The 22,741-nt window shown below is 61.5% G+C and carries 28 protein-coding genes; 14 read left to right on the forward strand and 14 right to left on the reverse strand.

Annotated elements, in window-relative coordinates; translation table 11 throughout:
- Positions 1–33: 33 nt before the first annotated feature.
- From purU to C1T17_RS07330, 6 genes are all read left to right on the forward strand, one after another.
- The gene (purU, locus tag C1T17_RS07305; RefSeq protein ID WP_104952876.1) at positions 34–900 is read left to right on the forward strand and encodes a formyltetrahydrofolate deformylase; all 867 of its coding nucleotides are present in this window, start codon (positions 34–36) and stop codon (positions 898–900) included.
- A gap of 101 nt (positions 901–1,001) precedes the next feature.
- Complete coding sequence (locus C1T17_RS07310) at positions 1,002–1,712, forward strand: response regulator transcription factor (protein WP_104952877.1); 711 nt, start codon at positions 1,002–1,004, stop codon at positions 1,710–1,712.
- Positions 1,709–3,058: an ATP-binding protein gene (locus C1T17_RS07315; protein WP_104952878.1), complete on the forward strand. Its 1,350-nt coding sequence runs from the start codon at positions 1,709–1,711 to the stop codon at positions 3,056–3,058. Before C1T17_RS07310 ends, C1T17_RS07315 begins: the two co-directional genes overlap by 4 nt.
- A gap of 113 nt (positions 3,059–3,171) precedes the next feature.
- On the forward strand, positions 3,172–3,780 hold the full coding sequence (locus C1T17_RS07320) for an EF-hand domain-containing protein (protein WP_104952879.1): 609 nt from the start codon (positions 3,172–3,174) through the stop codon (positions 3,778–3,780).
- A 96-nt stretch (positions 3,781–3,876) separates the two neighbouring features.
- The gene (locus C1T17_RS07325) at positions 3,877–4,596 is read left to right on the forward strand and encodes a response regulator (RefSeq protein ID WP_104952880.1); all 720 of its coding nucleotides are present in this window, start codon (positions 3,877–3,879) and stop codon (positions 4,594–4,596) included.
- Complete coding sequence (locus C1T17_RS07330) at positions 4,593–5,942, forward strand: ATP-binding protein (protein ID WP_104952881.1); 1,350 nt, start codon at positions 4,593–4,595, stop codon at positions 5,940–5,942. Before C1T17_RS07325 ends, C1T17_RS07330 begins: the two co-directional genes overlap by 4 nt.
- Before the next feature lie 3 nt (positions 5,943–5,945).
- Here C1T17_RS07330 and C1T17_RS07335 read toward each other — a convergent pair whose 3' ends face one another.
- The 14 genes from C1T17_RS07335 to C1T17_RS20975 form a co-directional block, all read right to left on the reverse strand.
- Positions 5,946–7,010, reverse strand: a complete 1,065-nt coding sequence (locus C1T17_RS07335; RefSeq protein WP_104952882.1) for a flagellar motor protein MotB — start codon at positions 7,008–7,010, stop codon at positions 5,946–5,948.
- A 3-nt stretch (positions 7,011–7,013) separates the two neighbouring features.
- Positions 7,014–7,877 carry a flagellar motor stator protein MotA gene (gene motA, locus C1T17_RS07340; protein WP_104952883.1) on the reverse strand — a complete coding sequence of 288 codons (864 nt, stop codon included), beginning with the start codon at positions 7,875–7,877 and terminating at the stop codon, positions 7,014–7,016.
- A 149-nt stretch (positions 7,878–8,026) separates the two neighbouring features.
- Positions 8,027–8,872 (reverse strand): flagellin, encoded by an 846-nt coding sequence (locus C1T17_RS07345; RefSeq protein WP_104952884.1) that lies wholly within the window; start codon positions 8,870–8,872, stop codon positions 8,027–8,029.
- A 16-nt stretch (positions 8,873–8,888) separates the two neighbouring features.
- On the reverse strand, positions 8,889–10,220 hold the full coding sequence (gene flgK, locus C1T17_RS07350) for a flagellar hook-associated protein FlgK (RefSeq protein WP_104952885.1): 1,332 nt from the start codon (positions 10,218–10,220) through the stop codon (positions 8,889–8,891).
- Positions 10,217–10,549, reverse strand: coding sequence for a rod-binding protein (locus tag C1T17_RS07355; protein ID WP_411269220.1), 333 nt, complete (start codon positions 10,547–10,549; stop codon positions 10,217–10,219). The genes flgK and C1T17_RS07355 overlap by 4 nt, the downstream gene beginning before the upstream one ends.
- Positions 10,546–11,676 carry a flagellar basal body P-ring protein FlgI gene (locus C1T17_RS07360; RefSeq protein WP_104952886.1) on the reverse strand — a complete coding sequence of 377 codons (1,131 nt, stop codon included), beginning with the start codon at positions 11,674–11,676 and terminating at the stop codon, positions 10,546–10,548. Before C1T17_RS07360 ends, C1T17_RS07355 begins: the two co-directional genes overlap by 4 nt.
- A 17-nt stretch (positions 11,677–11,693) precedes the next feature.
- Positions 11,694–12,356 carry a flagellar basal body L-ring protein FlgH gene (locus tag C1T17_RS07365; protein WP_104955069.1) on the reverse strand — a complete coding sequence of 221 codons (663 nt, stop codon included), beginning with the start codon at positions 12,354–12,356 and terminating at the stop codon, positions 11,694–11,696.
- 17 nt (positions 12,357–12,373) lie between these two features.
- Complete coding sequence (flgG, locus tag C1T17_RS07370; RefSeq protein WP_104952887.1) at positions 12,374–13,162, reverse strand: flagellar basal-body rod protein FlgG; 789 nt, start codon at positions 13,160–13,162, stop codon at positions 12,374–12,376.
- A gap of 23 nt (positions 13,163–13,185) precedes the next feature.
- Positions 13,186–13,932 carry a flagellar basal body rod protein FlgF gene (locus C1T17_RS07375; RefSeq protein ID WP_104952888.1) on the reverse strand — a complete coding sequence of 249 codons (747 nt, stop codon included), beginning with the start codon at positions 13,930–13,932 and terminating at the stop codon, positions 13,186–13,188.
- Between the two features lie 26 nt (positions 13,933–13,958).
- Positions 13,959–14,783, reverse strand: a complete 825-nt coding sequence (locus C1T17_RS07380; RefSeq protein ID WP_104952889.1) for a flagellar hook-basal body complex protein — start codon at positions 14,781–14,783, stop codon at positions 13,959–13,961.
- Positions 14,784–14,807: 24 nt separating this feature from the next.
- Positions 14,808–15,458, reverse strand: a complete 651-nt coding sequence (locus tag C1T17_RS07385) for a flagellar hook assembly protein FlgD (protein WP_104952890.1) — start codon at positions 15,456–15,458, stop codon at positions 14,808–14,810.
- Entirely contained in the window at positions 15,455–15,868 is a 414-nt protein-coding gene (flgC, locus tag C1T17_RS07390; RefSeq protein ID WP_411269221.1) for a flagellar basal body rod protein FlgC, read from the reverse strand. The genes C1T17_RS07385 and flgC overlap by 4 nt, the downstream gene beginning before the upstream one ends.
- Positions 15,865–16,221, reverse strand: a complete 357-nt coding sequence (flgB, locus tag C1T17_RS07395) for a flagellar basal body rod protein FlgB (RefSeq protein WP_104952892.1) — start codon at positions 16,219–16,221, stop codon at positions 15,865–15,867. Before flgB ends, flgC begins: the two co-directional genes overlap by 4 nt.
- Positions 16,222–16,239: 18 nt before the next feature.
- Positions 16,240–16,500: a hypothetical protein gene (locus tag C1T17_RS20975; protein ID WP_145958967.1), complete on the reverse strand. Its 261-nt coding sequence runs from the start codon at positions 16,498–16,500 to the stop codon at positions 16,240–16,242.
- On the opposite strand from C1T17_RS20975, the gene C1T17_RS07400 reads away from it, so the two are divergent.
- The 8 genes from C1T17_RS07400 (at position 16,483) to C1T17_RS07435 (ending at position 22,738) form a co-directional block, all read left to right on the forward strand.
- On the forward strand, positions 16,483–17,163 hold the full coding sequence (locus tag C1T17_RS07400) for a MotA/TolQ/ExbB proton channel family protein (RefSeq protein ID WP_104952893.1): 681 nt from the start codon (positions 16,483–16,485) through the stop codon (positions 17,161–17,163). The two genes, C1T17_RS20975 and C1T17_RS07400, sit on opposite strands and share 18 nt — an antisense overlap.
- Positions 17,160–17,633 (forward strand): flagellar motor protein MotB, encoded by a 474-nt coding sequence (locus C1T17_RS07405; RefSeq protein WP_104952894.1) that lies wholly within the window; start codon positions 17,160–17,162, stop codon positions 17,631–17,633. Before C1T17_RS07400 ends, C1T17_RS07405 begins: the two co-directional genes overlap by 4 nt.
- Positions 17,634–17,696: 63 nt before the next feature.
- Positions 17,697–18,242: a flagella basal body P-ring formation protein FlgA gene (locus tag C1T17_RS07410; RefSeq protein ID WP_223262850.1), complete on the forward strand. Its 546-nt coding sequence runs from the start codon at positions 17,697–17,699 to the stop codon at positions 18,240–18,242.
- 73 nt (positions 18,243–18,315) lie between these two features.
- Positions 18,316–18,591 (forward strand): flagellar biosynthesis anti-sigma factor FlgM, encoded by a 276-nt coding sequence (gene flgM / locus C1T17_RS07415; protein ID WP_104952896.1) that lies wholly within the window; start codon positions 18,316–18,318, stop codon positions 18,589–18,591.
- 6 nt (positions 18,592–18,597) lie between these two features.
- Entirely contained in the window at positions 18,598–18,900 is a 303-nt protein-coding gene (locus tag C1T17_RS07420) for a hypothetical protein (RefSeq protein WP_104952897.1), read from the forward strand.
- 98 nt (positions 18,901–18,998) lie between these two features.
- Entirely contained in the window at positions 18,999–19,844 is an 846-nt protein-coding gene (locus tag C1T17_RS07425) for a flagellar biosynthesis protein FlgJ (RefSeq protein ID WP_104952898.1), read from the forward strand.
- A 9-nt stretch (positions 19,845–19,853) separates the two neighbouring features.
- Positions 19,854–21,989 carry a flagellar biosynthesis protein FlhA gene (gene flhA / locus C1T17_RS07430; protein WP_104952899.1) on the forward strand — a complete coding sequence of 712 codons (2,136 nt, stop codon included), beginning with the start codon at positions 19,854–19,856 and terminating at the stop codon, positions 21,987–21,989.
- 14 nt (positions 21,990–22,003) lie between these two features.
- On the forward strand, positions 22,004–22,738 hold the full coding sequence (locus C1T17_RS07435; protein WP_104952900.1) for a FliA/WhiG family RNA polymerase sigma factor: 735 nt from the start codon (positions 22,004–22,006) through the stop codon (positions 22,736–22,738).
- Positions 22,739–22,741 lie beyond the last annotated feature (3 nt).

Here is a 22,741-nt window from a genome sequence, read left to right on the forward strand (position 1 = left end):
AGCCTCCCGATATTATTCGGGAAACTTACGCACATGGATGCCGCACCCAGCTATATACTCACCTTCACGGCCGAGGATCGGACGGGCATTGTCGCGGCTGTCAGTGGCTTGCTGGCCGGAATGGACGGCTTCATTCTGGACAGCCAGCAATATGCCGATCTGGAGAGCGGACGTTTCTTCATGCGGGTCGCCTTTCAGGCGGCGGGGCCATCGTTTCCACAAACTGTGGAGGACATTCGTGCGGCCTTTGCGACGGTGGGCGAGCGGTTCGCAATGGAATGGTCTCTCGTTCCGGCCAACGAGCGGCTCAAGATCGTCATTGCAGTCTCGAAGGGAAGCCACTGCCTCAATGACCTCCTTCATCGCTGGTCCACAGGAAGCTTGCCTGTCGACATAACCGCCGTTGTCTCCAACCATGAAAATTGCCGCGCCCTTGCCGAATGGCACGGCCTGCCATTCCACTATGTCCCGGTGAGCAACGACAATCGTGCTGAACAGGAAGCGGCGATATTGTCGATCATCGCGGAAACCCGTGCCGAATTGCTGGTCCTCGCACGGTATATGCAGGTGCTATCGACCAGCATGGCCGAACAGGTCGAAGGACGCTGCATCAATATCCACCACAGCTTCCTGCCCGGCTTCAAGGGAGCAAATCCCTACGCCAGGGCACATGCGCGGGGCGTCAAGCTGATCGGAGCGACGGCGCATTACGTAACGGCGGATCTCGATGAAGGACCAATCATCGAGCAGATGGTGGAGCGAGTGGATCATCGCGCGTCAGTCGAAGACCTGATCCGCATTGGCCGCGATATCGAAGCCCGCGTCCTGGCGCACGCCGTAGGTTGGACAGCGGAACGCCGGGTCTTGCGTAACGGTATACGGACGGTGGTATTCCGGTAGCGATCGCGACGGTCGGTTGAAACTAAGATCAGAACTATGTTGACCAGCCGCCTGTTCGATCCGAACGTGACACAGATTAGTTTCGAAGGACAAGATAGGCAGTGACGGCTCCAGAAATTCTGATCGTCGAAGATGACCCGGCGCTACGCACCTTGATGATGCGTTCGCTGCAGCAGAACGGGTTTAATGTCCGCACCGCTGCGGCAGCACCCGAGATGTGGAATGCATTGGCGGATACGCCGGTCGATGTAGTTATTATGGATATCATGCTGCCCGGAACACAGGGTCTCGAACTATGCCGCCAACTCCGCCAGAAGAGCGAAGTCCCGATCATCTTCGTCAGCGCGAAGGGCACGGAACTCGATCGCGTCATCGGGTTGGAATTGGGCGCGGACGACTATTTGGCGAAGCCTTTTGATACGCGCGAACTTATTGCACGCATCAGAGCGGTGTTGCGTCGCGGCCGTATGGAACGGCAGCATGAGGGGGCAGGGCGGCGGGAAGCCCGGTTCGACGGCTGGAGAGTCATATTCCCGCGACGCGAAGTGATCTCTCCCGCAGGCGCAGTGGTCGATCTTACCGGAGCGGAATTCGACCTGCTGGTTGCTCTGATCGACAATCCGCAGCGGGTGATAGCGCGGGAACGCCTGATCGAGCTTTCACGCGCAAGACTGGGCGACTCCTCGGACCGTAGCGTGGACGTGCTCATCAGTCGCCTGCGCCGCAAACTTTCGACTGAGGAAGGCAAGTCGCATATCGTGACCGTGCGTGGCGTCGGATACATGTTTACGGCCGAGATCGAGCGCCTTTGAAACTGCTGTTGCATCCATCGCTGGGGCTGGTCGGTCGCATCCTCGCGATCGTCCTGCTCACCATCTTGGTGGAGTTTTTCGCCGGAACAGTCCTTTACGACCGCGCGAGCAATTTGCGCGTGCGCGAAGATGAAGCCAATCGTGTGGCCGAGCATCTCGCAACCGCTACCCGCGTGATGACCCAGCGCGATCCGCTGGAACGACCGGCGCTCGCCAATCGCCTTTCAAGCCTCAACTTCACCGTCTCGTGGCAGCGCAGCCTTCCGTCTCCTCCGCCGATGTCAGCCGACCTGCTGGAGATGCGAGAGCAAATCGTCGTTCGGGAACCCGTGCTGAACAACCATGATCTGCACCTGTATCTTCGCGAACCCGGTCGGCGCACGCTGGTAACAGGAAGTCTGCGTCTGGACGATGGAAGCTGGCTCATCTTCACGGCGCCCCAACTTGTCCAGGAGGGCAAGTTCCGCCTCGCATGGGTCGCAATGATGATCGTCGTCGCCGTGGGCCTCAGCCTGATCGCGGCCGTCATGATCCGCTCGACCCTGCATCCCGTCCGTCAATTGGCTATCGCAGCGGCGCGGATCGGTCATGGCGAGCAGGAGCCGATCAGGGAAGTCGGCGTCCGTGAAGTACGCGATCTTATCGGTGCATTCAACGAGATGCAGGCGCGCATTCATTCCCTGATCGCGGATCGGGTGGAGGCTCTGGCGGCGGTCGGTCATGACTTGCGTACGCCGCTTGCTCGCCTTCAACTACGTGCAGAGGGGATAGGCGATCCGCAGTTGCGGCAGGCCATTGGCGCCGACGTACGCGAGATGGCGGCGATGGTGACATCGTTGCTTGCCTATCTCGGCGGCGATGAAGATCCCGAAGATCCGCAGTCCGTCGATATTGCCGTGATGGCGGCGACCTTGGTGGATGACATTACAGATCAGGGGCGAAACGCCGAATACGTGGGACCAGATCATCTGACGCATAATTTGCGCCCGATCGGCTTCAAGCGCGCATTGCGGAACATCATCGAAAACGCAGCCAAATATGGAGAGTCCCTCCGTGTGACGGTACTGGAGAGCGGCGATCGGCTCAAGCTGTGTGTCGAAGATGACGGTCCGGGCATCGCCGCCGACCGGCTTCAGGATGCGATCCGCCCTTTCGTGAGGCTGGATGATGCGCGCGGACGCGACACGCAAGGTTTGGGCCTTGGTCTCGCCATTGCGGCACGCGCGGTTGAGATCGAGGGCGGTACGATCACGCTGTCAAACCGCGAGGCTGGCGGGTTGTGTGTGGAAATCGCTTTGCCTCGCCATGCATCAAATGCAGACTTGCCTTCTCGAAAAGGGATTTGATCTCACGCGGTGTTACGACAATTTGCGACAATTGCCCGCTGGCGCTGACACACTCCTGGTACAACAATGGTCCATTTCAGGTAGCAGGATAACTGACTACGAAGGACCAACCGATGAAGACCTTTCTGATTTCCACTACACTTGGCACGATGCTTATTGCAGGCGGCGTTGCGTTTGCGCAGACAGATGCGCCATCTCGTGCGCCATTCATGCACGGCCCAATGCAGGCCGACGCGAACAAGGATGGAAAGCTGACCAAGGCCGAAGTCACGGCCGCTGCTGAACAGATGTTTGCGAAACTGGACGCTAATGGTGATAGCAAAATCACCAAGGAAGAACGCGACGCGATGCGTCAGAAGCGCTTTGACGAACGTTTTGCCAAACTCGACGCCGACGGCAACGGCCAAGTGAGCAAGGCTGAATTCCAGGCCCAGCGCGATGCTCGTCAGCAAAAAGTCGCCGAATGGCGCGCCGAGAAGGGCGGGTCTGGCGGCGGACACATGGGTCGAATGCGCCATCATGGCGGCAAGATGGGCGGCGGGATGCGCGGCGTAGATGGCGACAAGGATGGCACCATCACGAAGGCAGAATTCCTTGCCCGTCCGCTCGCCATGTTCGATCGTGCCGACGCCAACAAGGACGGCGCTGTCACTGCTGATGAGATGAAGGCGGCACGCCCGGGCCGCCACATGGGCCGAGGCATGACGCCGCCGCAAAACTGAGCAGTTAATAAGGAAAGCCGGACGGGAGACCACCGCCCGGCTTTCCCTGCCGCTTTATCCTTGCTCCCTAACAAGACGCCATGACAAGACAGGACCATGACAGACCGGCCGCATCTCCTTCTCGTTGACGACGAGCGCTCCATTCGTGAGCCGCTGGCGCAATATCTTCAGCGTAATGGCTTTCGCGTGACGGCGGTCGAAAGCGCTGCCGAGGCGCGGCTGCGGCTGACAGCAAATGCCATCGATCTCATCATCCTCGACATCATGATGCCCGGCGAGGACGGCCTGAGCCTATGTCGTCACATTCGTGAGACCAGCGATACGCCTGTCATTCTGCTGACTGCAAAGTCGGAAGAAACGGACCGCATCGTCGGCCTTGAAATGGGCGCGGACGATTACGTCCTGAAACCATTTTCGCCACGTGAATTGGTGGCGCGTATCAAAGTCATCTTTCGACGCGTGGCGACTGGCGGTCAACGCGTCGCGGGCGCGGATGGCGCGAGCTATGCCTTTGCGGGTTGGGTGCTGAAATCGCAGGAGCGCACGCTGGTCGACAGCGAAGGCGTGTCTCTGCCGCTCTCCACCGCCGAATATAATCTGATGATCGCGTTTGTGACTCGCCCCAATCATGTTCTCAGCCGCGACCAGTTGCTCGATATCACCCAAGGCCGCGAAGCCAACGCCTTCGACCGCGCAATCGATAATCAAATTAGTCGGCTGCGAAAGAAGATTGAGGAAGATCCGAAGAATCCCACTCTCATCAAGACCGTGTGGGGCGGGGGCTATACGCTGGCTGCGGAAGTGCGCAAGCTATGACAGGGATTTGGCAGCGCCTGCTGCCCAAGAGCCTCGTCGGGCAGATCATCCTGATCGTGGCGCTGGCCTTGTTTGTGGCGCAAGCCATCAACTTCACCCTCCTGTTACGGGAGCGCAACCGGATGCTGCTCACGACCGCAACCGCGCCAGCCGTCGCGCGGATCGTCGATGGGCTTGATCGAAGTGAAAGCGATCGCCCGAGAGGCGCCCCCAATCGTGTGGGGTTTTCCAACTCCCGGCCCTTCCTGGGGGGCGTTCGCCGCGCCGACGCGGAGAAACGCGCGCTCGATATGCTCCAGGATGTAGGGATAAGGCCGATCAACATCATGGCTTTCGAGGATGTAGACGAACCTCGCTTTAGCCGCCGATCAAAAGTGCGGGACCGGTTTGACCCCCTCGGGGCGCGTAAGGTGCACCGGTTGACGCTTACGATAGAATATCGGCCCGGATTATGGGTAACGGCGCAAAGCCGCATGGGCAAGGGCTTGCTGCGCCTTAATGGCTGGCTCGTCGGGCAAACCTTGATCCTCTACGTCATCGTGCTCCTCCCGCTTCTGTGGGTGGGGCGCAGGCTCGCGCGCCCACTAAAAGAACTGACAGAGGCGGCGCGGCAGTTCGCCACGACCGGCGCGGCCGATCCCGTGCAGGAGCGTGGTCCGGGCGACGTGCGCGACATGACGATGGCCTTCAACGCCATGCGCGCGCGGTTGTTGAGTATGCTCGATGAGAAGGATCGGATGCTCGGCGCAATCGGCCATGACTTGCGTACCCCGCTCGCGTCTCTTCGCGTGCGCACGGAGTCCGTGGAAGACGAAGCGGAACGCGCCCGTATGTCGGATACTATCGAAGAGATGAGTCGAATGCTCGACGACATATTGTCGCTGGCACGGGCAGGACGGAGCATGGAGCCCTCGGTCAAGGTCGATTTGTCCGCGCTTGCTGATGCCGTGGTGGAGGACTTCATTGAGCTTGGATCGCTTGTCGAAATGGCGGACAGCGATCGTGCAGTTGCGCCCGTGCGGCCGCAACTGATCCGCCGAGCGCTTCGCAATCTGATCGAGAACGCCGTCGTTTATGGCGATCGGGCGCGCGTGTCTGTCGTTGGCGAAGAGGCGGTGATTCGCATCAGCGTCAGCGACGAAGGCCCCGGAATTGCTGAAGACCGGATGGACGAGATGATGGAACCTTTCACACGCTTGGAAGGCTCAAGGAATCGGGAGACCGGCGGTGCCGGGCTGGGACTGGCGCTCGTTCGGGCAATCGTCGCGGAACATGGCGGATCGCTCCGCCTCGTCAATCGACCGGAAGGCGGCCTGGAAGCGAGCCTCATCCTCCCCGTGCACTAATCTCTAATGCTTGCCCGGCTTCTTGGCTTCTGACTTGGCATCGGCATTGAACAATACCGCCCCTGCCGGAAGCCCGGTGCCGCCCATGTCGAGCGCCTTCGCTTCCGCCTTCGACTTGCGGATCGGATCGTCGCGTTCCTTGATCGCGGCGCGTATGTCGGCATCCTGTTCGGCGTCGTCGTCGCCGCGCGGTGCGCCACCTTCCTTCGACCATGCCAGCACGATTGACATACGGCGATTGCGCGGATCGTAGATGTTGCCCGCCATATAGGGGTCGCGATCCGCCACGCCTTCGATCTTGGCAAAGCGCGTATTGGGGATGCCGGTCTCTGCCAGCGTCTTCCGTGTGGCTTCCGCCCGCGCCGATGACAGCAGCCAGTTGTTCATCGTCCGCCCTGCCGCATAGGGCAGGCCGTCGGTATGACCGCGCACGATGATGTCGTTCGGCATATCCTTCAGAACTTTGGCCACTTCGCTGATGAGCGCGCGTGCCTGCGGTAGCAGCCGATCCGTTGCCATCGTGAACATCGCGAAATCGGCTTCATCGATCAGGTCGATGCGCAGCCCTTCGCGGGTTTCGGTGAAACGGATATTCTTCTTCAACTTCATCATCGCCTTATTGGCGGCGATGCGTTGCTCGATTTGCTGCTTGATCTTCTCGAACTTCTGGCGATCCGCAGCCTTCTTCATCCGGCCGCCCTCGTCCTTCGTGCCTGAAGCATCGCGCGGGATCGTGATGGCCATGTTGCCCTGGCCGCCGGTCGTCGGGTAATTTTCCTTGCCCGTGATGCTATCGCCGCCAAGCAAGCCGGTCGCGCCTGCGCTCCCCGATTTCAGGACGACCATCGTTGGCGTAAAATAGTCGGCGAGCGCCTTGCGCTGCTTCTCGGTGGTCGCGCCGAGCAGCCACATCAGCAGGAAGAACGCCATCATCGCGGTCACGAAATCGGCATAGGCCACTTTCCAGGCGCCGCCATGATGCCCGCCATGTCCTTCGACGATGATCTTCTTGACGATGATGGGCCGCGGTTCAGGCTCGTTGCCGCCGCGCTTCTTGTCCGCCGCCATGGCTTATTTGCCCCGCATGCCGTCGAACACTTCGGCGAAGGCAGGCTGATTGGCATGGGTAAGGCTGGACCGCGCGGCTTCGATCACCAGCGGCTGGGGGTGGCCGTGGAGCGAGGCGATGATGATCTGCTTCACGACATGATAGATCGCGCCATCCGATTCGATCACCGATTTGCAGCGCGTCGCGAACGGGCCGACCAGACCATAAGCCAGCAAAATACCAAGGAAGGTGCCGACCAGCGCCGAGCCGATCATTGCGCCGAGAATCTCCGGTGGCTTGTCGATGGAACCCATCGTCTTCACCACGCCTAGAACGGCCGCGACGATGCCGAGCGCAGGCAGCGCGTCGGCCAGACCCTGAAGGTTCTCCGCCGGTTTTATGGCTTCGTGGTGGTGCGTTTTCAGCGTGTTATCCATCACCTCTTCGACCGCGTGCGGATCGAGCGTGCCGGAGGACACCACTACCAGGCGCAAGGTATCGCTGATGAGATGGACGAGCGTCTTGTCTTTAAGGAGCTTGGGATATTCGCTGAACACTGCCGACGATGCGGGGTCTTCGATATGCGGTTCGAGCGCCACCGGGCCTTCGACGCGCAGCATCTTCATCAGCTTGCTGACGAGGAAGATGCAGTCGAGGAAATCCTGCTTCTTGTAAGTTGCGCCCTTGAAGACCTTGCCGAAGCCGCCGCCCAAAGCCTTCAGGTCAGCGCCGCTGTTGCCGATGATGAGCGAACCCACCGCAGCGCCGCCGATGATGAGCATTTCGTGGGGAAGGGCGTGAAGGACAGGCCCGAGGTCGCCGCCGGTAAACGCGAAACCGCCGAATACCATCAGGATTAGGACGACGATGCCAATGACTGCGAACATGCTGTTCCCCGCGTGAAACTCTGATGCAGCGGTTGCCCGTTGCGATACCGGTTCCTTGTACGGGTGATTTGGTTACCGGGGAGTTTAGGATGTTGTGATTAGTTCAGATAAATCGCTGCCCCGGTGCGTTTTTTGGGAAAGTCGCTGCCTTATCGGATGAGATCGAACAGAGTCTGTTGATTGATCTTGGCAAATACTGCCTGGGCGGCCTCCAGAGTCGTGAGCTTCGACTGGACGCTGGCGAGAGTCGAGGCGACATCGGTATCCTCAAGAGCCGACCGGCGATCGATCAGCGTCAGGTCGACATCGATCAGCCGGTCCTTCGCCGTTTCAAGCCGATCGCCACGAATGCCTTGTTCGGCCTGCTGATTGATGATGTGGTCGAGGCCATTATTCACGCCGCTAAGCGCCGCCGTACGATCCGCCGCCGTTCCCGTCGTCACGGATGCAAGTGCGTCCCCAAGAATATCATCGAGAGACTTGGTCGTGTTCCCGACCGTGATGCCGCTGGACACTTGGGCAAGAGTACCCACGACCTGAAGGTTGATCCCGCGCGAAACCGGAACCGCCGTGCTCACGCCATTGTCAAAGACAGGCGTGCCCTGAAAATCTTTCTCCGAGAGCAGTTCCGCCGCCACCGTCCTGATATTTCGTAGCTCGGCCGCGATGGCGTTAAGGTCGGACGCGCTGGTGGTGGCTGTCGTAGCCTTCACCATAAGTTCCTGCGCGCGTTTGAATACGTTGTTGAGTTCGGTGAGGTTCGACGAAGCCTTGGCATCGCGCGACTGTGCATAGTTCACATTGCTGGTCCACGCCGCCTGCTGCGACTGCTGTCGGGCGAGATCGGATACCTGCACCCACGCCAGCGGATCTTGCGATGCCTTCGTGATGCGCTTGCCGCTCGATACTGCGGCCTGATCGGCGGCAATGCTCTGCGACAGAGCCTTTTGCCGACGGATTTCGTCGGCCAGCGTCTGGGCGGTGATGGCTACCATGGCGCGTTCGTCCTCGTCACATTATCTGGAGAATGGCGTCGACGGTCTCCCGCGCGACTTGAATGATCTTGGCGCAGCCCGAATAGGCCTGCTGCACGCGGAGCAAGTCCGCCGCCTCGGAATCGAGATCGACGCCACTGACATTCTCGCGCGCGGCGCGGGCCTGATCGTCGCGGTTCTGCGTCGCTGTATTTTCGGCGGTGAGGCCATTCAGTAAGTTGCCGTGGGCGGCGATGATGCTGGTCCAGCCCTGCTCGATACTGCCGGTGCCACGCACGGACGATATGTTGAGCAGATTGCCGTTGAGGCGACCATCCGAGGATTTGGCCGCCAGATCCTTGCCGTCGCTGATGACCAGAGCGAGGCTGGCGGCGTCCGTGCCGGAGAAGAGCGCCCCACCTGCAACGCCTGCGTCAGTCCTGCCTTGAGCATGCCATGCGTTCAAGTCGGTCACGAACTGGCCCGCAAGGCTGTTCAGCGTCGTCAAACGATCCCTGGCGACGGTGGCGCTCTGAAACAGGCCCCCGATCGAGCCGGTGCCCGGCGCAGTGACTGCGGTGCCCGCCAGACTGAGCGCCAATGTCTTGTCCGCGTTCTGACTGACGGAAAAAGCGGTCGGTACGGCGCCGGACAGGACCGTCGCGCCGCCATAGCTGAGTTCCACCGTGCCGCCCGCGCCGAACGCGACCGTCATGTCCATCCGTTTGGTGATTTCGGTCAGCGCGGCGTCCCGGCTGTCAAGCAACTGCGCCTGGTTGGCAGAACCATCCTGCGCGCGCAGGAGGTTGGTGTTGATGCGAGCCAGTTCAGCGACGGCATTGTTGACCGACAGAACGTCATTCTTGGCGTCGGTGGCAATGCCCGCCTGTGCATCGGTGATGCCGTCCGCCGTTTGATGAAAGGCATCCACGACGCGCTGCATTCCGTAGATGAGGGTCGTGCGCAGCGATGGATCGGCCGGATTGGCCGCAAGTTTTTCGACGCCGCTGAACATATCGGACAGCAAATGGCCCACGCCGGTGTCCGTGTCGTCCAGCGCCGTCTCTATGTCGCTCATCCAGCGCATGCGCGATGTCGTGCTGCCCAGCGCCGTGCCGGTGAGACGCGCCGTGGCGTCGAGATAGGGATCATTTGCGCGATTGACGCGCGCAATGTCGACGCCGCCGAAGCTCGTCTGCGGCGCGTACAACAGCATCGTCGATGCGGAGGCGAGGGATTCGCGCGTGCTCACCGACCGCCGATTGAAGTTCTGGGTATTGGCGTTTGCGATGTTCTCGGAAATTGCGCCGAGCGCCGCCCGATACGCCTTCGTGCCCGAAGCGCCGATGATGAAAAGATCGCCGCTCATGCCGCAGGCTCGCCAGGCGTTGTCTGCGCGGCGGGTGCGATGTTCAGTTTCGCGCCCAGTTGCTTCATCAACAGATCCGCGATGCCGAACTTGCCCGTCTCCGCCATATTGTCGGCAGTTCTGGAATCGGACATTTCAAGGAACTGATCGGAACCGCCGTTGTCCGTCAGACCTTCGCCGAGGCTGGACGAGCGCATCGTCGAAATCATCTGGCGCAGAAAAATAGCCTCGAAAGCCTTGGCGGTCTTTTCAAGTTCCGCTTTTGCCTGCGCGTTCGGCTGCGCCGCACCCTTGGCTGTGGCAGTCGTGTTGGCAATTTGCATCGTCATAGGACCACCAGCTCCGCTTTCATGGCGCCGGCCTGCTTTAGCGCTTCCAATATCTCGACAAGGTCGGACGGGGAGGCGCCGATCGCATTCACGGCTTTGATTATATCGGCTAAAGACGCGCCACCTTTAAAATCTATTACCGGGCGCTTCTCTTCCTCGATGCTGATGGAGCTGGATTGCTCCGTCGCGGTCTGCCCTTGAGAGAAGGGCGCGGGCTGAACGACGGTTGGCGCTTCCTTGACGCTAACGGTCAGTTTGCCGTGTGCGACAGCGGCTGGCGCGATGCGCACCGCGCCGTTGATGACGACGGTGCCGGTGCGGGCATTGACGATGACCTTGGCCGGGGCGTCGGCGGGTTTGACTTCGATATTCTCGATCATGCCCATCATCAGGATGCGCTCTTCGGCACCCGGCTTGGCGTCGATAACGACTGAGACCGCGTCCATTGCGCGTGCCCGGCGATCACCGAATGCGCGGTTGACGCCATCGGCGACGCGCAGGGCGGTGGTGAGATCGGCTTCGGCGAGGTTGAAGGTGAGGGTAGGGGCAGTGTCGAACCCGGTCGCGACGGCCTGTTCGATCGTCGCGCCGCCCGGAATGCGACCGGCGGAGGGAACGTTCACTGAAACCTGGCTGCCATCCGCGCCGGACACGCCAAGGCCGCCGACGGCCAGGTTGCCCTGCGCCATCGCGTAAATCTGTCCATCGGCACCGCGCAGGGGCGAGAGGATCAGGGTGCCGCCACGCAGCGACTTTGCCTTGCCCATGGCGGAGACGGTGACGTCCAGGCGCTGCCCGGGTTTGGCGAAGGCGGGGAGGTCCGCCGTGATGAGGACCGCGGCCGCGTTCTTGAGCGCGGGGTTCACACCCTGCGGCAAGTTGATGCCGAAGCGCGAGGCAATGCCCTTCACGCCTTCGGTCGAATAATTCAGGCTGTCGTCGCCTGTGCCTGCAAGGCCCACGACGATGCCATAGCCAGTCAACTGGTTAGGCCGGACGCCCTGAAACGTGCCAAGATCCTTGATCCGCTCGGCATGTGCCTGCGGCAGGAACGCCACGATCGCCAGAAAGCAGAGCGTGAAGCTGACGCATCGAAGCGAGATCGAGAGGGTGCGGAGGCAGGTCATAACGTGTGAAATCCCGCTTAAAATGGGCTGATGCGCGTGAAGAAGCGCTGGAGCCAACCCTGGCCGCTGGCGCGGGCGATTTCACCCTTGCCGGTGTAGATGATCTTGGCATCGGCTACGCGCGTTGAGAGGACGCGATTGTCGGAGCTGATGTCAGCCTGCCGCACGAGGCCGGAGATTTGCATGAACTCATCGCCGCGATTGAGCGTCAGGGCCTTTTCGCCACGGACCAGCAACGTGCCGTTGGGGTAGACCTTGGCGATGGTCACGGTCAGTTCGCCCGAAAGGGCGTTGGATTGCGCTGCCGTGCCTGATCCTTTGAACGCATTGTTGCCGCCCGACCCGATGTCAGTCGGTTTGAACAGGTTCAGCGGACCGGTGGCTGGCGGCGTCAGGCTGATCGAGCCATCGCGACTGGTGTCGGCGCTGTTGCTCTTCGTTGCCTGGGTTCGTTCCACTAGTGCAATGGTTATGATGTCCCCCACCATTGCCGCACGCGCGCCGCTGGTGAGCGGCGAATAGCCCGATGCGATCTGGAAGATCGAACCATTGGGCGCAGCGGGCACGGGCAAGGGTTCGGAGAAAGTGGGAGCGTACTCCACCTTTTCCTTCTTTCTCGCCAAGGCTGGCTGCGCAACCAGCGCGGCCGACAGGACAACAATGAAAGCGGTTTTATGCATCATGTTCGCTATCAACTTCACAGTTGCTGGTTCACATATTGCAGCATTTCATCAGTCGCCTTTATCATCTTGGAATTGACCTCATAGGCGCGCTGCGTTTCGATCATGTCGACCAGTTCCTCGACCACATTGACGTTGGAGCCTTCGAGCATACCCGACCGGACCGAGCCTCGGCCTTCCAGACCCGGCGCGCCGACCTGCGGCGTTCCCGAAGCGGCGGTTTCGGTGAGGAGGTTGGCGCCGATCGACTGCAGGCCCGCCGGATTGGCGAAGCTTGCCGTCTCGATCCTCCCGAGCTCAGTTGCGGCGGCTTCACCCTGAAGCGTCGCGGACACTGTGCCGTCATTACCAATGCTAACTGCCGTCGCGCCTTGCGGAACCTGGATCTGCGGGATTAGCGGAAGTCCTTCCGCGCTGACCACAGTGCCTTCCGCCGTCAGGCTGAAGTTGCCAGCACGGCTGTAGGCGATGGTGCCATCGGGCTTCTGTAGTTGAAAATAGCCTGCACCCTCAATCGCCATGTCCAGCGTGTTGCCGGTGGTGTTGAGCGTACCCTGCGTGTCGATCTTGCTCGTACCCGTCAGCGCCACGCCCGATCCGAGCGACAGGCCGGTGGCATATTTGTTCTCGCTGTCCGAAGCGGAACCGGCGGCGATCATCTGCTGATAGGCCAGCGTTTCGAAATCGGCGCGGTCGCGCTTGAAACCCGTGGTGTTCACGTTCGCAAGGTTATTCGCGATCACGCGCATCTTGGTGTTCTGCGCGTCGAGGCCGGTGCGGGCGACGTGGAGGGCGGCGTTGCTCATCGTTCAGTCCTTCCTAAGATCTATCAGCTGTCGAGGCGCATCAGCGATGCGCCGCCGTCGTCGATATCCTTGGCCGTGTTGATCATCTTGATCTGGGTTTCCCAGGCGCGGCTGGCTTCGATCATCTGCACCAGCGCCGATGTCGCATTGACGTTCGAACCTTCGACCGATCCGGAGGTGACGGTCGCCAGCGGGTCTTGCGGCAGCGCACCGCCGCCATTCACTTCGCGGAACAGGCCGTCGAGGCCCTTCTTGATGCTCGATCCCTGCGCGGAGGCGAGCTTCAGGGCATCGACGCGTTGCGGCTGGCTGGCTTCGCCGCCCTGCGGCACGATCCAGATGCTGCCGTCCTTCGCGATCGAAATGCTTTCGGCCGGAGGCAGCGTGATCGGGCCGCCCTCGCCCAGCACGGGATCGCCATTACCAGTGGTCAGCAGGCCGCTGTCGTTCAGCTTCAAATCGCCGCGCCGGGTGTAGGCTTCGCTACCGTCCGATGCCTGTACCGCGAGCAGGGCGTCGCCGTTCAAGGCCACGTCCAGCGGGTTGCCAGTTTCGGTCACGGCCCCCTGGTTCATATCGGCGGCGACGACCTGCTCGGCCTGCTGCGCGCGGGTCTTGAAGGTCTGGCCGTCGATATATTGGGTCGACGCATTGGCAATCTCGGCCCGGAAGCCGACAGTGTTGGCATTCGCCAGATTGTTGGCGATGGCCGTCTGCCGCGCCATAGCGCCGCGCATTGCCGTAAGCGAAGTGTGAACCAGGCGATCCATGATCGGTCCTTAATTAACGCGTGAGATCAGGTACGCAGGTTGACGATCGTCTGCGTGATGGCGGTGCTGGTCTCGATGGCCTTCGCATTCGCCTGGAAATTGCGCTGGGCGGAGATCAAACCGACCAGTTCCTCGGTGATGTCCACGTTGGAGCGTTCCAGCGCGCCGGAGCGAACCGAACCGAACATGCCCTGACCCGCACCGCCATAAATGGCGTTGCCGCTGTTGATCGAGGCTTCCCAATGCGCGTCGCCTTTCTGACGCAGGCCGTCCTGGCTGGCGAAGTTGGCCATGGCCACAGAGCCGATCGCGGAGGTGGTGCCATCGGCGTAGGTGGCGGCAACGACGCCCTTGTCGGAGACGGAGATGCTGGCGAGTTCCACCGGAGGCGTCGCGCCGTTGTTCGCAGGAATTTGCAGGTCGCTGAGCGTGGTGCCAGTGATCGCGCCGGTCGTGGCGTCGACAGGCAAGACCTGAAGGCGTGCGCCGGTTGTGTCGACGACGAAGCGGCTCTTGTCCATGCTGAACGCGCCGTTGCGCGTGTAGGAGGTCGTGCCGCCGGTGCCCTGCGTCTTGACGGTGAAGAAGCCTTCGCCGGTGACGGCGAGGTCAAGCGTCTTGTCAGTGGTCTCGATAGTACCCTGCACGAACTGCTGATTAATGCCAATGACGCGGACACCCTGGCCGGCAACCTGACGCGTGTTCTGCGTCGGGGCGGAGGCGAAGATGTCGCCGAAGCTGGTCTTGCTCTTCTTGAAAGCGGCCGTGTTGACGTTGGCGACGTTATTCGAGATCGCCGAAAGGTCGGACTGGGCGGCTTTGAGGCCCGAGAGCGAGGTGTAGAAGGACATGTGCGGTACTCCTTGAGGAAATGATCAGCTAAGCCGGATGGCGTCGGATGGGTTGTAGGTGCCTAGCGGCGTGATGAGTTTGGATGCGGTGCCGTCGGCAGGCGATTGCACGGCGGCGATGCTCGCCCAGGTGGCGACGACTGGCGCGGTCGCTCCGCGAACCTTCACTTGCAGCGCCTGCGTGCCCACGTTGTTGCCGTCGGCGTCCTTGCCATCCCAGTAGAAGGAGACGTCGCCCTTATCGCGAGCGCCAAGGTCGATCGTCTTGACGACCTTTCCGCTGCCATCGACCAAGTCGACACTTAGCGCGTCGGACGCGGCCGGAAGCGTGACCTGTCCGGCGTATTGGCCTGCGGCATCCGGAGCCGCGATGTTGCTCTTGACGAGCATCGAGCGGCCGATCCAGCTTGCGGCGTCGCCAAGGCGCGTCCCGGCAAGCTGATTCTTGATGTCGCCCAGCGTCACGTTCATTTCCGCGATGCCGCTGGAATTGGTGATCGTCGCCATCTGTGCGACCATCTGGCTGTTATCCATCGGCTCAAACGGGTCTTGGGTTTGCATCTGAGTGGTCAGCAGGCGCAGGAAGTCGGCTTGGCCCATAGCGGACTTGCCGGTTTCCTTGGGTGTCACAGGCTGCTTGAGCGTGATGCCGGCGTTATCGGTTACTGTCGTCATTTGCCGATCCTTATGGTTTCGAGCATCAGGGATTTGGCGGTCTGCAAGACCTGCACGTTGTTTTGGTACATCCGCGCTGATTCGAGCATGTCGACCAACTCGGCGCTGCTATCGACGGCCGCTTCGAATACGTCCCCATTGGCGTCGGCCAGCGGGTGGTTCGGGTCGTGGCGCTTCACGGGCTTGGCGTTGGTGGTGACGACCTCATCGACCTTCACCGTCGAAACGCCGGGCTTCTCCGTCACAGACTGGAACACCGGACGGATCGCGCGATAGGCGGTCTTCTCGCTGCCTGTCACATTGCCCGCGTTTGCCATATTGGAGGCGGTCGCGTTCAGACGGACAAGCTGGGCCGACATGGCGCGCCCGGCAATGTCGAAGACGTTCATGGGTTCACCCGCCATCGTCATTCTCCCCTGAAGGCGCGGTTGATGGTGTTGATGCGCCCTTCGAGGAAGGAGAGCGTCGTGCGATACTTGACGGCGTTTTCCGCAAAGAGCGTCTGCTCGGTCGAAAGTTCGACAGTGTTCCCGTCGAGGCTCGGCTGAAGGGGCACGCGATAGCCCATAGCGCCTTGCGCGGCATTGGCGGTGTCGGCACCGGATTCGGTCGCGGTCTTCAGTGCCGCTTCGAAGTCTATGTCGCGCGCCTTGTAATTAGGCGTCGATGCGTTGGCGATGTTGGAGGCAAGCAGGGACAGACGCTGCGAGCGCAGCGCAAGCGCTTTTCCGTGCACTCCAAACAGGCTGTCTTCCAAGCTCATCTTTTCTCGTCATCCCCGTTAAAGTTCATGTTCAGCCTGCCGTTCTTGTTCCTGTGGACCATGAAGGCGGATTGTCCGTCCCATATCTGCAAAGGCCGTGCCAATTTGTTGGCCGGTGCCGTCTGTTGATGCAAAGTCCAGCAATTCTGCGGGTTTTGCAGGGGAGGGCGGCAAGAGCGGCAATTTTTTGCCGGTCGGCGGCAGGCTTTTGCCGCTGTGCAGCCCCGCGTCTCGCGCGGCTGTATGTGGGGGACGGCAACGATGAGTTTTCTGGCGCATATCCTTGATCCGTTGACGCTCACGCTGATGATAGCCGGCGTGCTGGCGCTCGCGCTGTTGCAGAACGGGGCCATGGCGTTCGGGCAGGGGATGCGCGCGTTGGGGCCGCTTTTCTCGTCCAAGCCGGAGCGCGACAGGGATGCGGCACGGGCCGCGATGATGCAGGTCGACCATCTGGCGCAGCTGCGCGGCCTCGCCTGCACCGATCGCGTGTGCACCGACCGCGTTCTCGCCTCTCATCCGTTTCTGGGCGAAGCCGTACGGAAGCTATCGCATTGCGAGCGGATGGACCAGTTCGAGCTTTGGGCGGAACAACAGCTTGCGGATCGGGGTGAGCGGCATCGCGCGGTGCATGGGTTCTGGTACTCGGTGGCGGATGCCGCGCCTGCGATTGGCATGGCGGGGACGATCATCGGCCTGATCGGCATGTTCGGTGCGATGGATGATCCGGCGAAGATCGGGCCGTCGATGGCGCTGGCGCTGCTCACGACGCTGTACGGCGTGGTGATCGCAAACCTGATTGCAGCGCCTATCGCGGGGCGTCTTGTCGATCTCTCAACGCGGGAACTGGCCTGGCAGAAGGCGCTGTGCGACCGGATGCTGGCCGTAGCGCGCCGGGAAAACGCGCCGGTACGTCGGGCTGCCATTCGGGAAGTCGCATGATGCGCGCGCGCAATGCGCGGTGGGCGATAAGCTTTGCCGATCTGGCGCTGCTTCTGCTCGGTTTTTTCGTTCTTTTGCACGCAAGTGGGAGCCGCAGCGCGCAGGTGCTATCCGGCGTGCGTGCGCAGTTCGGATCGTCCGCATTGGCCGGGGCGGACGAGTGGCGGGCGGACGCGCTTTTCGTGCCGGGTGAGGTTATCCTGACACCTAATGGGATGACGAAAATACGGGCCGCGGCTTCGCATGCAGTCGCGCGCGGCGGGTCGGTCGAGCTGGCGTCGGCGGGGCAGGACAAGGGCACCGAACGCTTCGACAGCTGGGACTTGGCGGCGGCACGGCTGGGCGCGGTGGCGCGAGCGCTGAAGGCGGAGGGCATCAGGGAAAATCGCCTGGTGATCCGGGGTCTCGACCAGCGCTTGGGAGGCACTGGCGGACAAGTTATCCGCGTCGCGCCGGGACCAGCAAAATAGGCGGAAACAACAGGTGGCACAGTAATTGCTTATAGTCGCGTAATGAATGTCAGGAGACAAACCTTGCGCGCTTTTCCGATTTTGATTGTGGCCCTGGCGGCGACAAGCCCCGCAGCCGCACAGCAGAAGTTCGAGAATCTCGACCGGCTCGATAGCCTGGTGGCAATGACCGTGGGTGCCAATTTGGGCGAGCCCGGCGGTCCCGCCGCTCCGATCGATCGACGATTGAAACTGGCCGCGTGCCCACGCACGGCGAGCGTCGATGGCCCGGTTTTCGGGGCCGCGATCGTCAAGTGCGAGGCCCTGGGCTGGCGTATTCGCGTGCCACTGGTGGCGGGAGGTTTTCAGGCGAATGTGACGATGCCCGCGCAGCGTGCCGTCGCAATGCGCCCGGCGCCTTCGCGCGAGATGGTCGTGAAGAAGGGCGATCCGGTGCAGTTGGTGGCGGGTGGTCCGGCGTTCAGCGTTTCACGCCTGATGGTGGCGGACGAGGATGGCGCTATCGGATCGATGATCCGGGTGCGCGGCGAGGACAAGAAAGCCTCGCCCGTATTGGCGCAGGTCATGGAAATGGGCATGGTGCGCATTCCTGGATTTAAGGAAAACTGATCGGTGCCGTATATAGGTGTTGAGTATAGTTTTTTTGAGCCATTTCGAGGTTCGGACAAGAAGGACGTGACCGATGATTAATTCCGTTGGACCGGGGCTTGCCGCCGCCATCGAAACTTCGAAGCTGCGTGAAGGCGCAAAGAGCAAGAGCGTAGGCAGCGTCGCGGGCGTGGCCACGCAGGCTGCCGGCATGTCGTCCAGCCCGGCGGCCCGCATGGCGGCGCAGGGCGCGCCCGTCGATCTGGACAAGATCGGCGCAATCAAGGCGGCGATCGCATCGGGCAACTACCCGGTCGATGCCGACGTCATCGCGCAGAAGATGCTCGACCTCGACTTGCCACAGGGCTGATCGATAATGCCGCTCACCGCCCTAGACGAACTGCGTGACGCGTTCTCCGACTTGCGCAATGCACTGGATGGAGACGATATCATGCTGGTTGACGCCGCAACGGCGCGCGTGCGCGATGCGACGGCCACCGTGCGCGCCGCAGGCGCGTGGCGCGACGAACCGGCAGTGCGCGATCGGTTGAACAGCCTTATGCCGCTGATCGACGCGGCTCGCATCCGCACCAATGTGTTGAACGACAATGCCCGCCAGCGTATCGATATGCTGGCCGCACATGGGGTGGCGCAGGCCCCCATGACATATCGCCGATAAAGGGCTTCCGTTACCGCGCAAAATCGTGCGTTAACCCCTAATTCCAAAACTGGCACGATCTTTGCTTAAATAGCCCTATATCAATTGGGGGTTATTGGGTGTCTGCCTTCGCCGACATGAACATTGCAGGGACGAACGGCAGCAGCCGCAGCGGACGCGTGACCAACGCAATCGCGATGGCGAGCCGTCGGACCGGCGTCGACTTCGAATATCTGCTGGGGCAGGCGAAGATCGAAAGCGGCCTCAATCCGTCCGCACGCGCATCCACATCGTCCGCCACCGGGCTGTATCAATTCGTGGACCAGAGCTGGCTCGCTGTCGTCAACGACCACGGCGCGGAATATGGCCTCGACTGGGCATCCGATGCTATCAGCAAGGGCAATAACGGGCGCTATTATGTGTCCGATCCCGACCTTCGCAAGCAGATCATGGATCTGCGCAACCATCCCGAGACGGCGTCAGTAATGGCGGCCGAGCATGCCTCCGACAACAAGACTTATCTTGAGAAACGCCTTGGTCGCGAGGCCGAGCCCGCCGACCTCTACATGGCACACTTTCTGGGCGTCGGTGGCGCGGCCAAGTTCCTGGCGGCGAACGACAGCACGCCCAATGCGGCGGCGGCCTCCCTATTCCCGTCGGCCGCACGCGCCAATCGGTCGATCTTCTTCGACCGGCAAGGTAACGCGCGCAGCTTCGCCGACATCCGCGCGAACTTCGCCGCCAAGCTCGACAAGAGCGTCCAAGGGGCAAGCGTCCAATATGCAAACGTGCCGATCCCTTCCGGCTGGTCATTGCCCGAGGGTTCAAAGGCCGTGCAGCCCGCAGACTATGTGCGCATCGAAACGGAGCGCCTCGCTTCGCAAGTGAGCGCCGTCGACACCAACAAGCCGCAGCCCGCAACGGCGCGGCTCGCCTATCTCATGCTCGCGACGTTCGGAAGGTAAGTCCGCATTATGACACGTGGTCAGGTCAACGGAAAAGTGTGGATGAGTGCCGCCAAGGGGGCGTTGCTCCCGCTGGCGACATTGATGGTCGTCCTGTTTATGATGGTGCCGGTGCCGTCGCTGATGCTGGACATCGGCTTCATCACCAACATCATGATTTCCCTCGCGGTGCTGATGGTCGCGCTGAACGCTGCCAAGCCGCTGGACTTCTCCAGTTTCCCGACGGTTTTGTTGTTCGCAACGCTCCTGCGGCTGGCGCTGAACGTCGCATCAACGCGCGTCGTGCTGGTGTCGGGGCATACTGGATCGGATGCGGCGGGCCATGTGATCGAGGCGTTCGGGCATCTGCTGATCGGCGGCGACTATGTCGTCGGTATCTTCGTGTTCGCAATTTTGATGATTATCAACCTCGTCGTCATCACCAAGGGTGCGGGTCGCGTATCCGAAGTGTCCGCCCGCTTCACGCTGGACGCGATGCCCGGCAAGCAGATGGCGATCGATGCCGATCTTAATGCTGGCCTGATGACCCCGGAAGAAGCCAAGCTGCGCCGCGCGGAAATCGCGACGGAGGCGGATTTTTACGGTTCGATGGACGGTGCGTCCAAGTTCGTGAAGGGTGACGCGGTTGCGGGCATCCTGATCCTCGTCATCAACATTATCGGCGGCATCGTGCTTGGCACGGTGAGCCACGGCCTGTCGCTGAGCCAGGCCGCGTCGACCTACATCATCCTCGCCATCGGCGATGCGCTGGTGGCGCAGGTTCCTGCCTTGCTGCTCTCCATCGCCGCCGCCTCCATCGTCACGCGCGTCAAGTCGGAGATGGACCTGTCGGGCCAGATCGCCAGCCAGTTTGGCGCTGGCAAGGCTTGGGTGCCGGTCGCCGCCATCCTCGCGTTTCTGGGCATCCTGCCCGGCATGCCGCATCTTATCATCCTGCCTGCTGCCGTGCTGTGCGGCTTCCTTGCCTGGAAGCTCAACAAGGCGGCGAAGACCAAGGCCAATGCGCCGGAACCCGTCGCGGAAGCGCCGAACCCCGCCAATATCGAGTGGGACGATGTGTCCGACGGCGCGGTGCTGGGCCTTGAGATCGGTTATGGCCTGATCGGCATGGTCGACGAACGCAAGGGTGCACCGCTGATGGCGCGCATCACCGGCATCCGCCGACAGCTTTCGCGCGAACTCGGGTTCGTGGTGCCGATGGTGCGCGTGAAGGATAACCTCGCGCTTGAACCCAACGCCTATCGCATCACCATTGCCGGTGTCGTGGTCGGTGAAGATGAAATCTGGCCGGACGATCTTCTGGCCCTCGACAGTGGCGCGCTGGAAGGCGAAGTCGACGGACGCCTCTGCAAGGATCCGACCTTCGGTCTGGATGCGGTGTGGATCGGGCAGGAGAAGCGGAGCGAAGCGGTCGTCTGCGGCTACACTGTGGTCGATCCGGCGACCGTGGTGGCGACGCACCTTAATCAGCTCATCGCGATGAACGCTGCCGAGATGTTCGGCTTGGACGAAGCCCGCAAGCTGCTGGACGCGCTGAAGGAAAATGCGCCGCAGTTGGTCGATGGCCTTACGCCGGGGATGATGAGCCTCGCGCAGATTTCCGCTGTGTGTCGCTCGCTGCTGATCGAGGGCATTGCGCTGAAGGACTTCCGCCGGATTTGCGAGGCGATGATCGACGCGGCGCGGCCCGACTATAGCCATGAGCAATTGGTCGAGGCGGTGCGTCAGCGGATCGGTTCGCTGATTATCCAGGGGCTGGTGCCCGTGAAGATGCCGCTGCCCGTCATCACGCTGGACGGTGAACTGGAGGCATTGCTGGCGCAGGCGATGCGTCTGGCGGGGGATGCGCGGCATCCGATCGAGCCAGCCCTCGCCAATCGGATCATCGAGGCTGTCACGATGGCCGCGCGGCCGATCATGGGACAGGCGCGCAACTTTGCGATCGTCACGTCGCCGATGGCGCGTCGGGCGCTTGCACGACTTTTTAAGCCTCATCTGCCAGAAACGCCTGTGCTGTCCTTCCTGGAGATTCCCGACGGGAAGCCCGTGGAAGTGGTGGCTGTGGTGGGGGGCGATCAGCAGCGCGCCGTGCCGCGTCATGATCCGGTGTCGATCGGTGCCCCGATCCGCGAACGAATCGCCTAAGGAGCGACGCGTCGATGTATATGAAGAAGATAACCGCGGCAGACGCCAACACCTACGGGCGTGATGCGGGGCCGATGAGTCCGGCGAACCTGTCGAAGCAATATATGCCGCTGGTCCGTAAGATCGCCTGGCATGTGCACGGGCGGGTATCGAGCGCGATCGAGATTGAGGATCTGCTGCAGATCGGAATGCTGGCGCTGGTCGAAGCCGCGAATGGCTTTGAAGATCGCGGGCATGGCTTTGCGACTTATGCGCAGATGCGCGTGCGCGGGGCAATGATCGACCATCTGCGGCGGCACGCGACGCTATGCCGCTCCGCGATGGCTACACGCAAAAAATTGGGCAAGGCGCGCGGCGAACTGGAGCAGCGGCTGGGGCGCGTGCCGACCGAAGCGGAAATGTCGGGGCATCTGGAAATGGCGCCTTCGGACTATCGCATTGCCGCCGACAGTGCGGAGATGGTGCAGCATACGAGTATCGAGGACGCCTATTCGGATCAGTCGATGTGGTTCGCGGACGTCGAGGATCGCGCCGATGAAGTTCTCGAGCGCGAGAGCCTGAAGAAGGCCATCGCGTCAGGCATCGGTAAGCTACCGCAACGGGAAGCCATGGTGCTGCAACTCTATTTCGTCGAGGAAATGAACCTTGAGGAGATCGGCCTGACGCTCGACATCGGCGCGGCGCGGGTTTGCCAGATCAAGAAAGCGGCTCTGGACAAACTCCGCGGCATGCTGAGCGATTGGGACTGATCT

It is taken from the genome of Sphingobium sp. SCG-1 (assembly GCF_002953135.1).
Lineage (GTDB): Bacteria > Pseudomonadota > Alphaproteobacteria > Sphingomonadales > Sphingomonadaceae > Sphingobium.

What these genes read in the sequence shown, in the direction of transcription:
- purU (WP_104952876.1), top strand. Translation starts at nt 34, where the DNA reads ATGGATGCCGCACCCAGCTATATACTCACCTTCACGGCCGAGGATCGG.
- C1T17_RS07320 (WP_104952879.1), top strand. Translation starts at nt 3,172, where the DNA reads ATGAAGACCTTTCTGATTTCCACTACACTTGGCACGATGCTTATTGCA.
- C1T17_RS07325 (WP_104952880.1), top strand. Translation starts at nt 3,877, where the DNA reads ATGACAGACCGGCCGCATCTCCTTCTCGTTGACGACGAGCGCTCCATT.
- C1T17_RS07330 (WP_104952881.1), top strand. Translation starts at nt 4,593, where the DNA reads ATGACAGGGATTTGGCAGCGCCTGCTGCCCAAGAGCCTCGTCGGGCAG.
- C1T17_RS07335 (WP_104952882.1), bottom strand. Translation starts at nt 7,010, where the DNA reads ATGGCGGCGGACAAGAAGCGCGGCGGCAACGAGCCTGAACCGCGGCCC.
- motA (WP_104952883.1), bottom strand. Translation starts at nt 7,877, where the DNA reads ATGTTCGCAGTCATTGGCATCGTCGTCCTAATCCTGATGGTATTCGGC.
- C1T17_RS07345 (WP_104952884.1), bottom strand. Translation starts at nt 8,872, where the DNA reads ATGGTAGCCATCACCGCCCAGACGCTGGCCGACGAAATCCGTCGGCAA.
- flgK (WP_104952885.1), bottom strand. Translation starts at nt 10,220, where the DNA reads ATGAGCGGCGATCTTTTCATCATCGGCGCTTCGGGCACGAAGGCGTAT.
- C1T17_RS07355 (WP_411269220.1), bottom strand. Translation starts at nt 10,549, where the DNA reads ATGACGATGCAAATTGCCAACACGACTGCCACAGCCAAGGGTGCGGCG.
- C1T17_RS07360 (WP_104952886.1), bottom strand. Translation starts at nt 11,676, where the DNA reads ATGACCTGCCTCCGCACCCTCTCGATCTCGCTTCGATGCGTCAGCTTC.
- C1T17_RS07365 (WP_104955069.1), bottom strand. Translation starts at nt 12,356, where the DNA reads ATGCATAAAACCGCTTTCATTGTTGTCCTGTCGGCCGCGCTGGTTGCG.
- flgG (WP_104952887.1), bottom strand. Translation starts at nt 13,162, where the DNA reads ATGAGCAACGCCGCCCTCCACGTCGCCCGCACCGGCCTCGACGCGCAG.
- C1T17_RS07375 (WP_104952888.1), bottom strand. Translation starts at nt 13,932, where the DNA reads ATGGATCGCCTGGTTCACACTTCGCTTACGGCAATGCGCGGCGCTATG.
- C1T17_RS07380 (WP_104952889.1), bottom strand. Translation starts at nt 14,783, where the DNA reads ATGTCCTTCTACACCTCGCTCTCGGGCCTCAAAGCCGCCCAGTCCGAC.
- C1T17_RS07385 (WP_104952890.1), bottom strand. Translation starts at nt 15,458, where the DNA reads ATGACGACAGTAACCGATAACGCCGGCATCACGCTCAAGCAGCCTGTG.
- flgC (WP_411269221.1), bottom strand. Translation starts at nt 15,868, where the DNA reads ATGACGATGGCGGGTGAACCCATGAACGTCTTCGACATTGCCGGGCGC.
- flgB (WP_104952892.1), bottom strand. Translation starts at nt 16,221, where the DNA reads ATGAGCTTGGAAGACAGCCTGTTTGGAGTGCACGGAAAAGCGCTTGCG.
- C1T17_RS07400 (WP_104952893.1), top strand. Translation starts at nt 16,483, where the DNA reads ATGAGTTTTCTGGCGCATATCCTTGATCCGTTGACGCTCACGCTGATG.
- C1T17_RS20975 (WP_145958967.1), bottom strand. Translation starts at nt 16,500, where the DNA reads ATGCGCCAGAAAACTCATCGTTGCCGTCCCCCACATACAGCCGCGCGA.
- C1T17_RS07405 (WP_104952894.1), top strand. Translation starts at nt 17,160, where the DNA reads ATGATGCGCGCGCGCAATGCGCGGTGGGCGATAAGCTTTGCCGATCTG.
- flgM (WP_104952896.1), top strand. Translation starts at nt 18,316, where the DNA reads ATGATTAATTCCGTTGGACCGGGGCTTGCCGCCGCCATCGAAACTTCG.
- C1T17_RS07420 (WP_104952897.1), top strand. Translation starts at nt 18,598, where the DNA reads ATGCCGCTCACCGCCCTAGACGAACTGCGTGACGCGTTCTCCGACTTG.
- flhA (WP_104952899.1), top strand. Translation starts at nt 19,854, where the DNA reads ATGACACGTGGTCAGGTCAACGGAAAAGTGTGGATGAGTGCCGCCAAG.
- C1T17_RS07435 (WP_104952900.1), top strand. Translation starts at nt 22,004, where the DNA reads ATGTATATGAAGAAGATAACCGCGGCAGACGCCAACACCTACGGGCGT.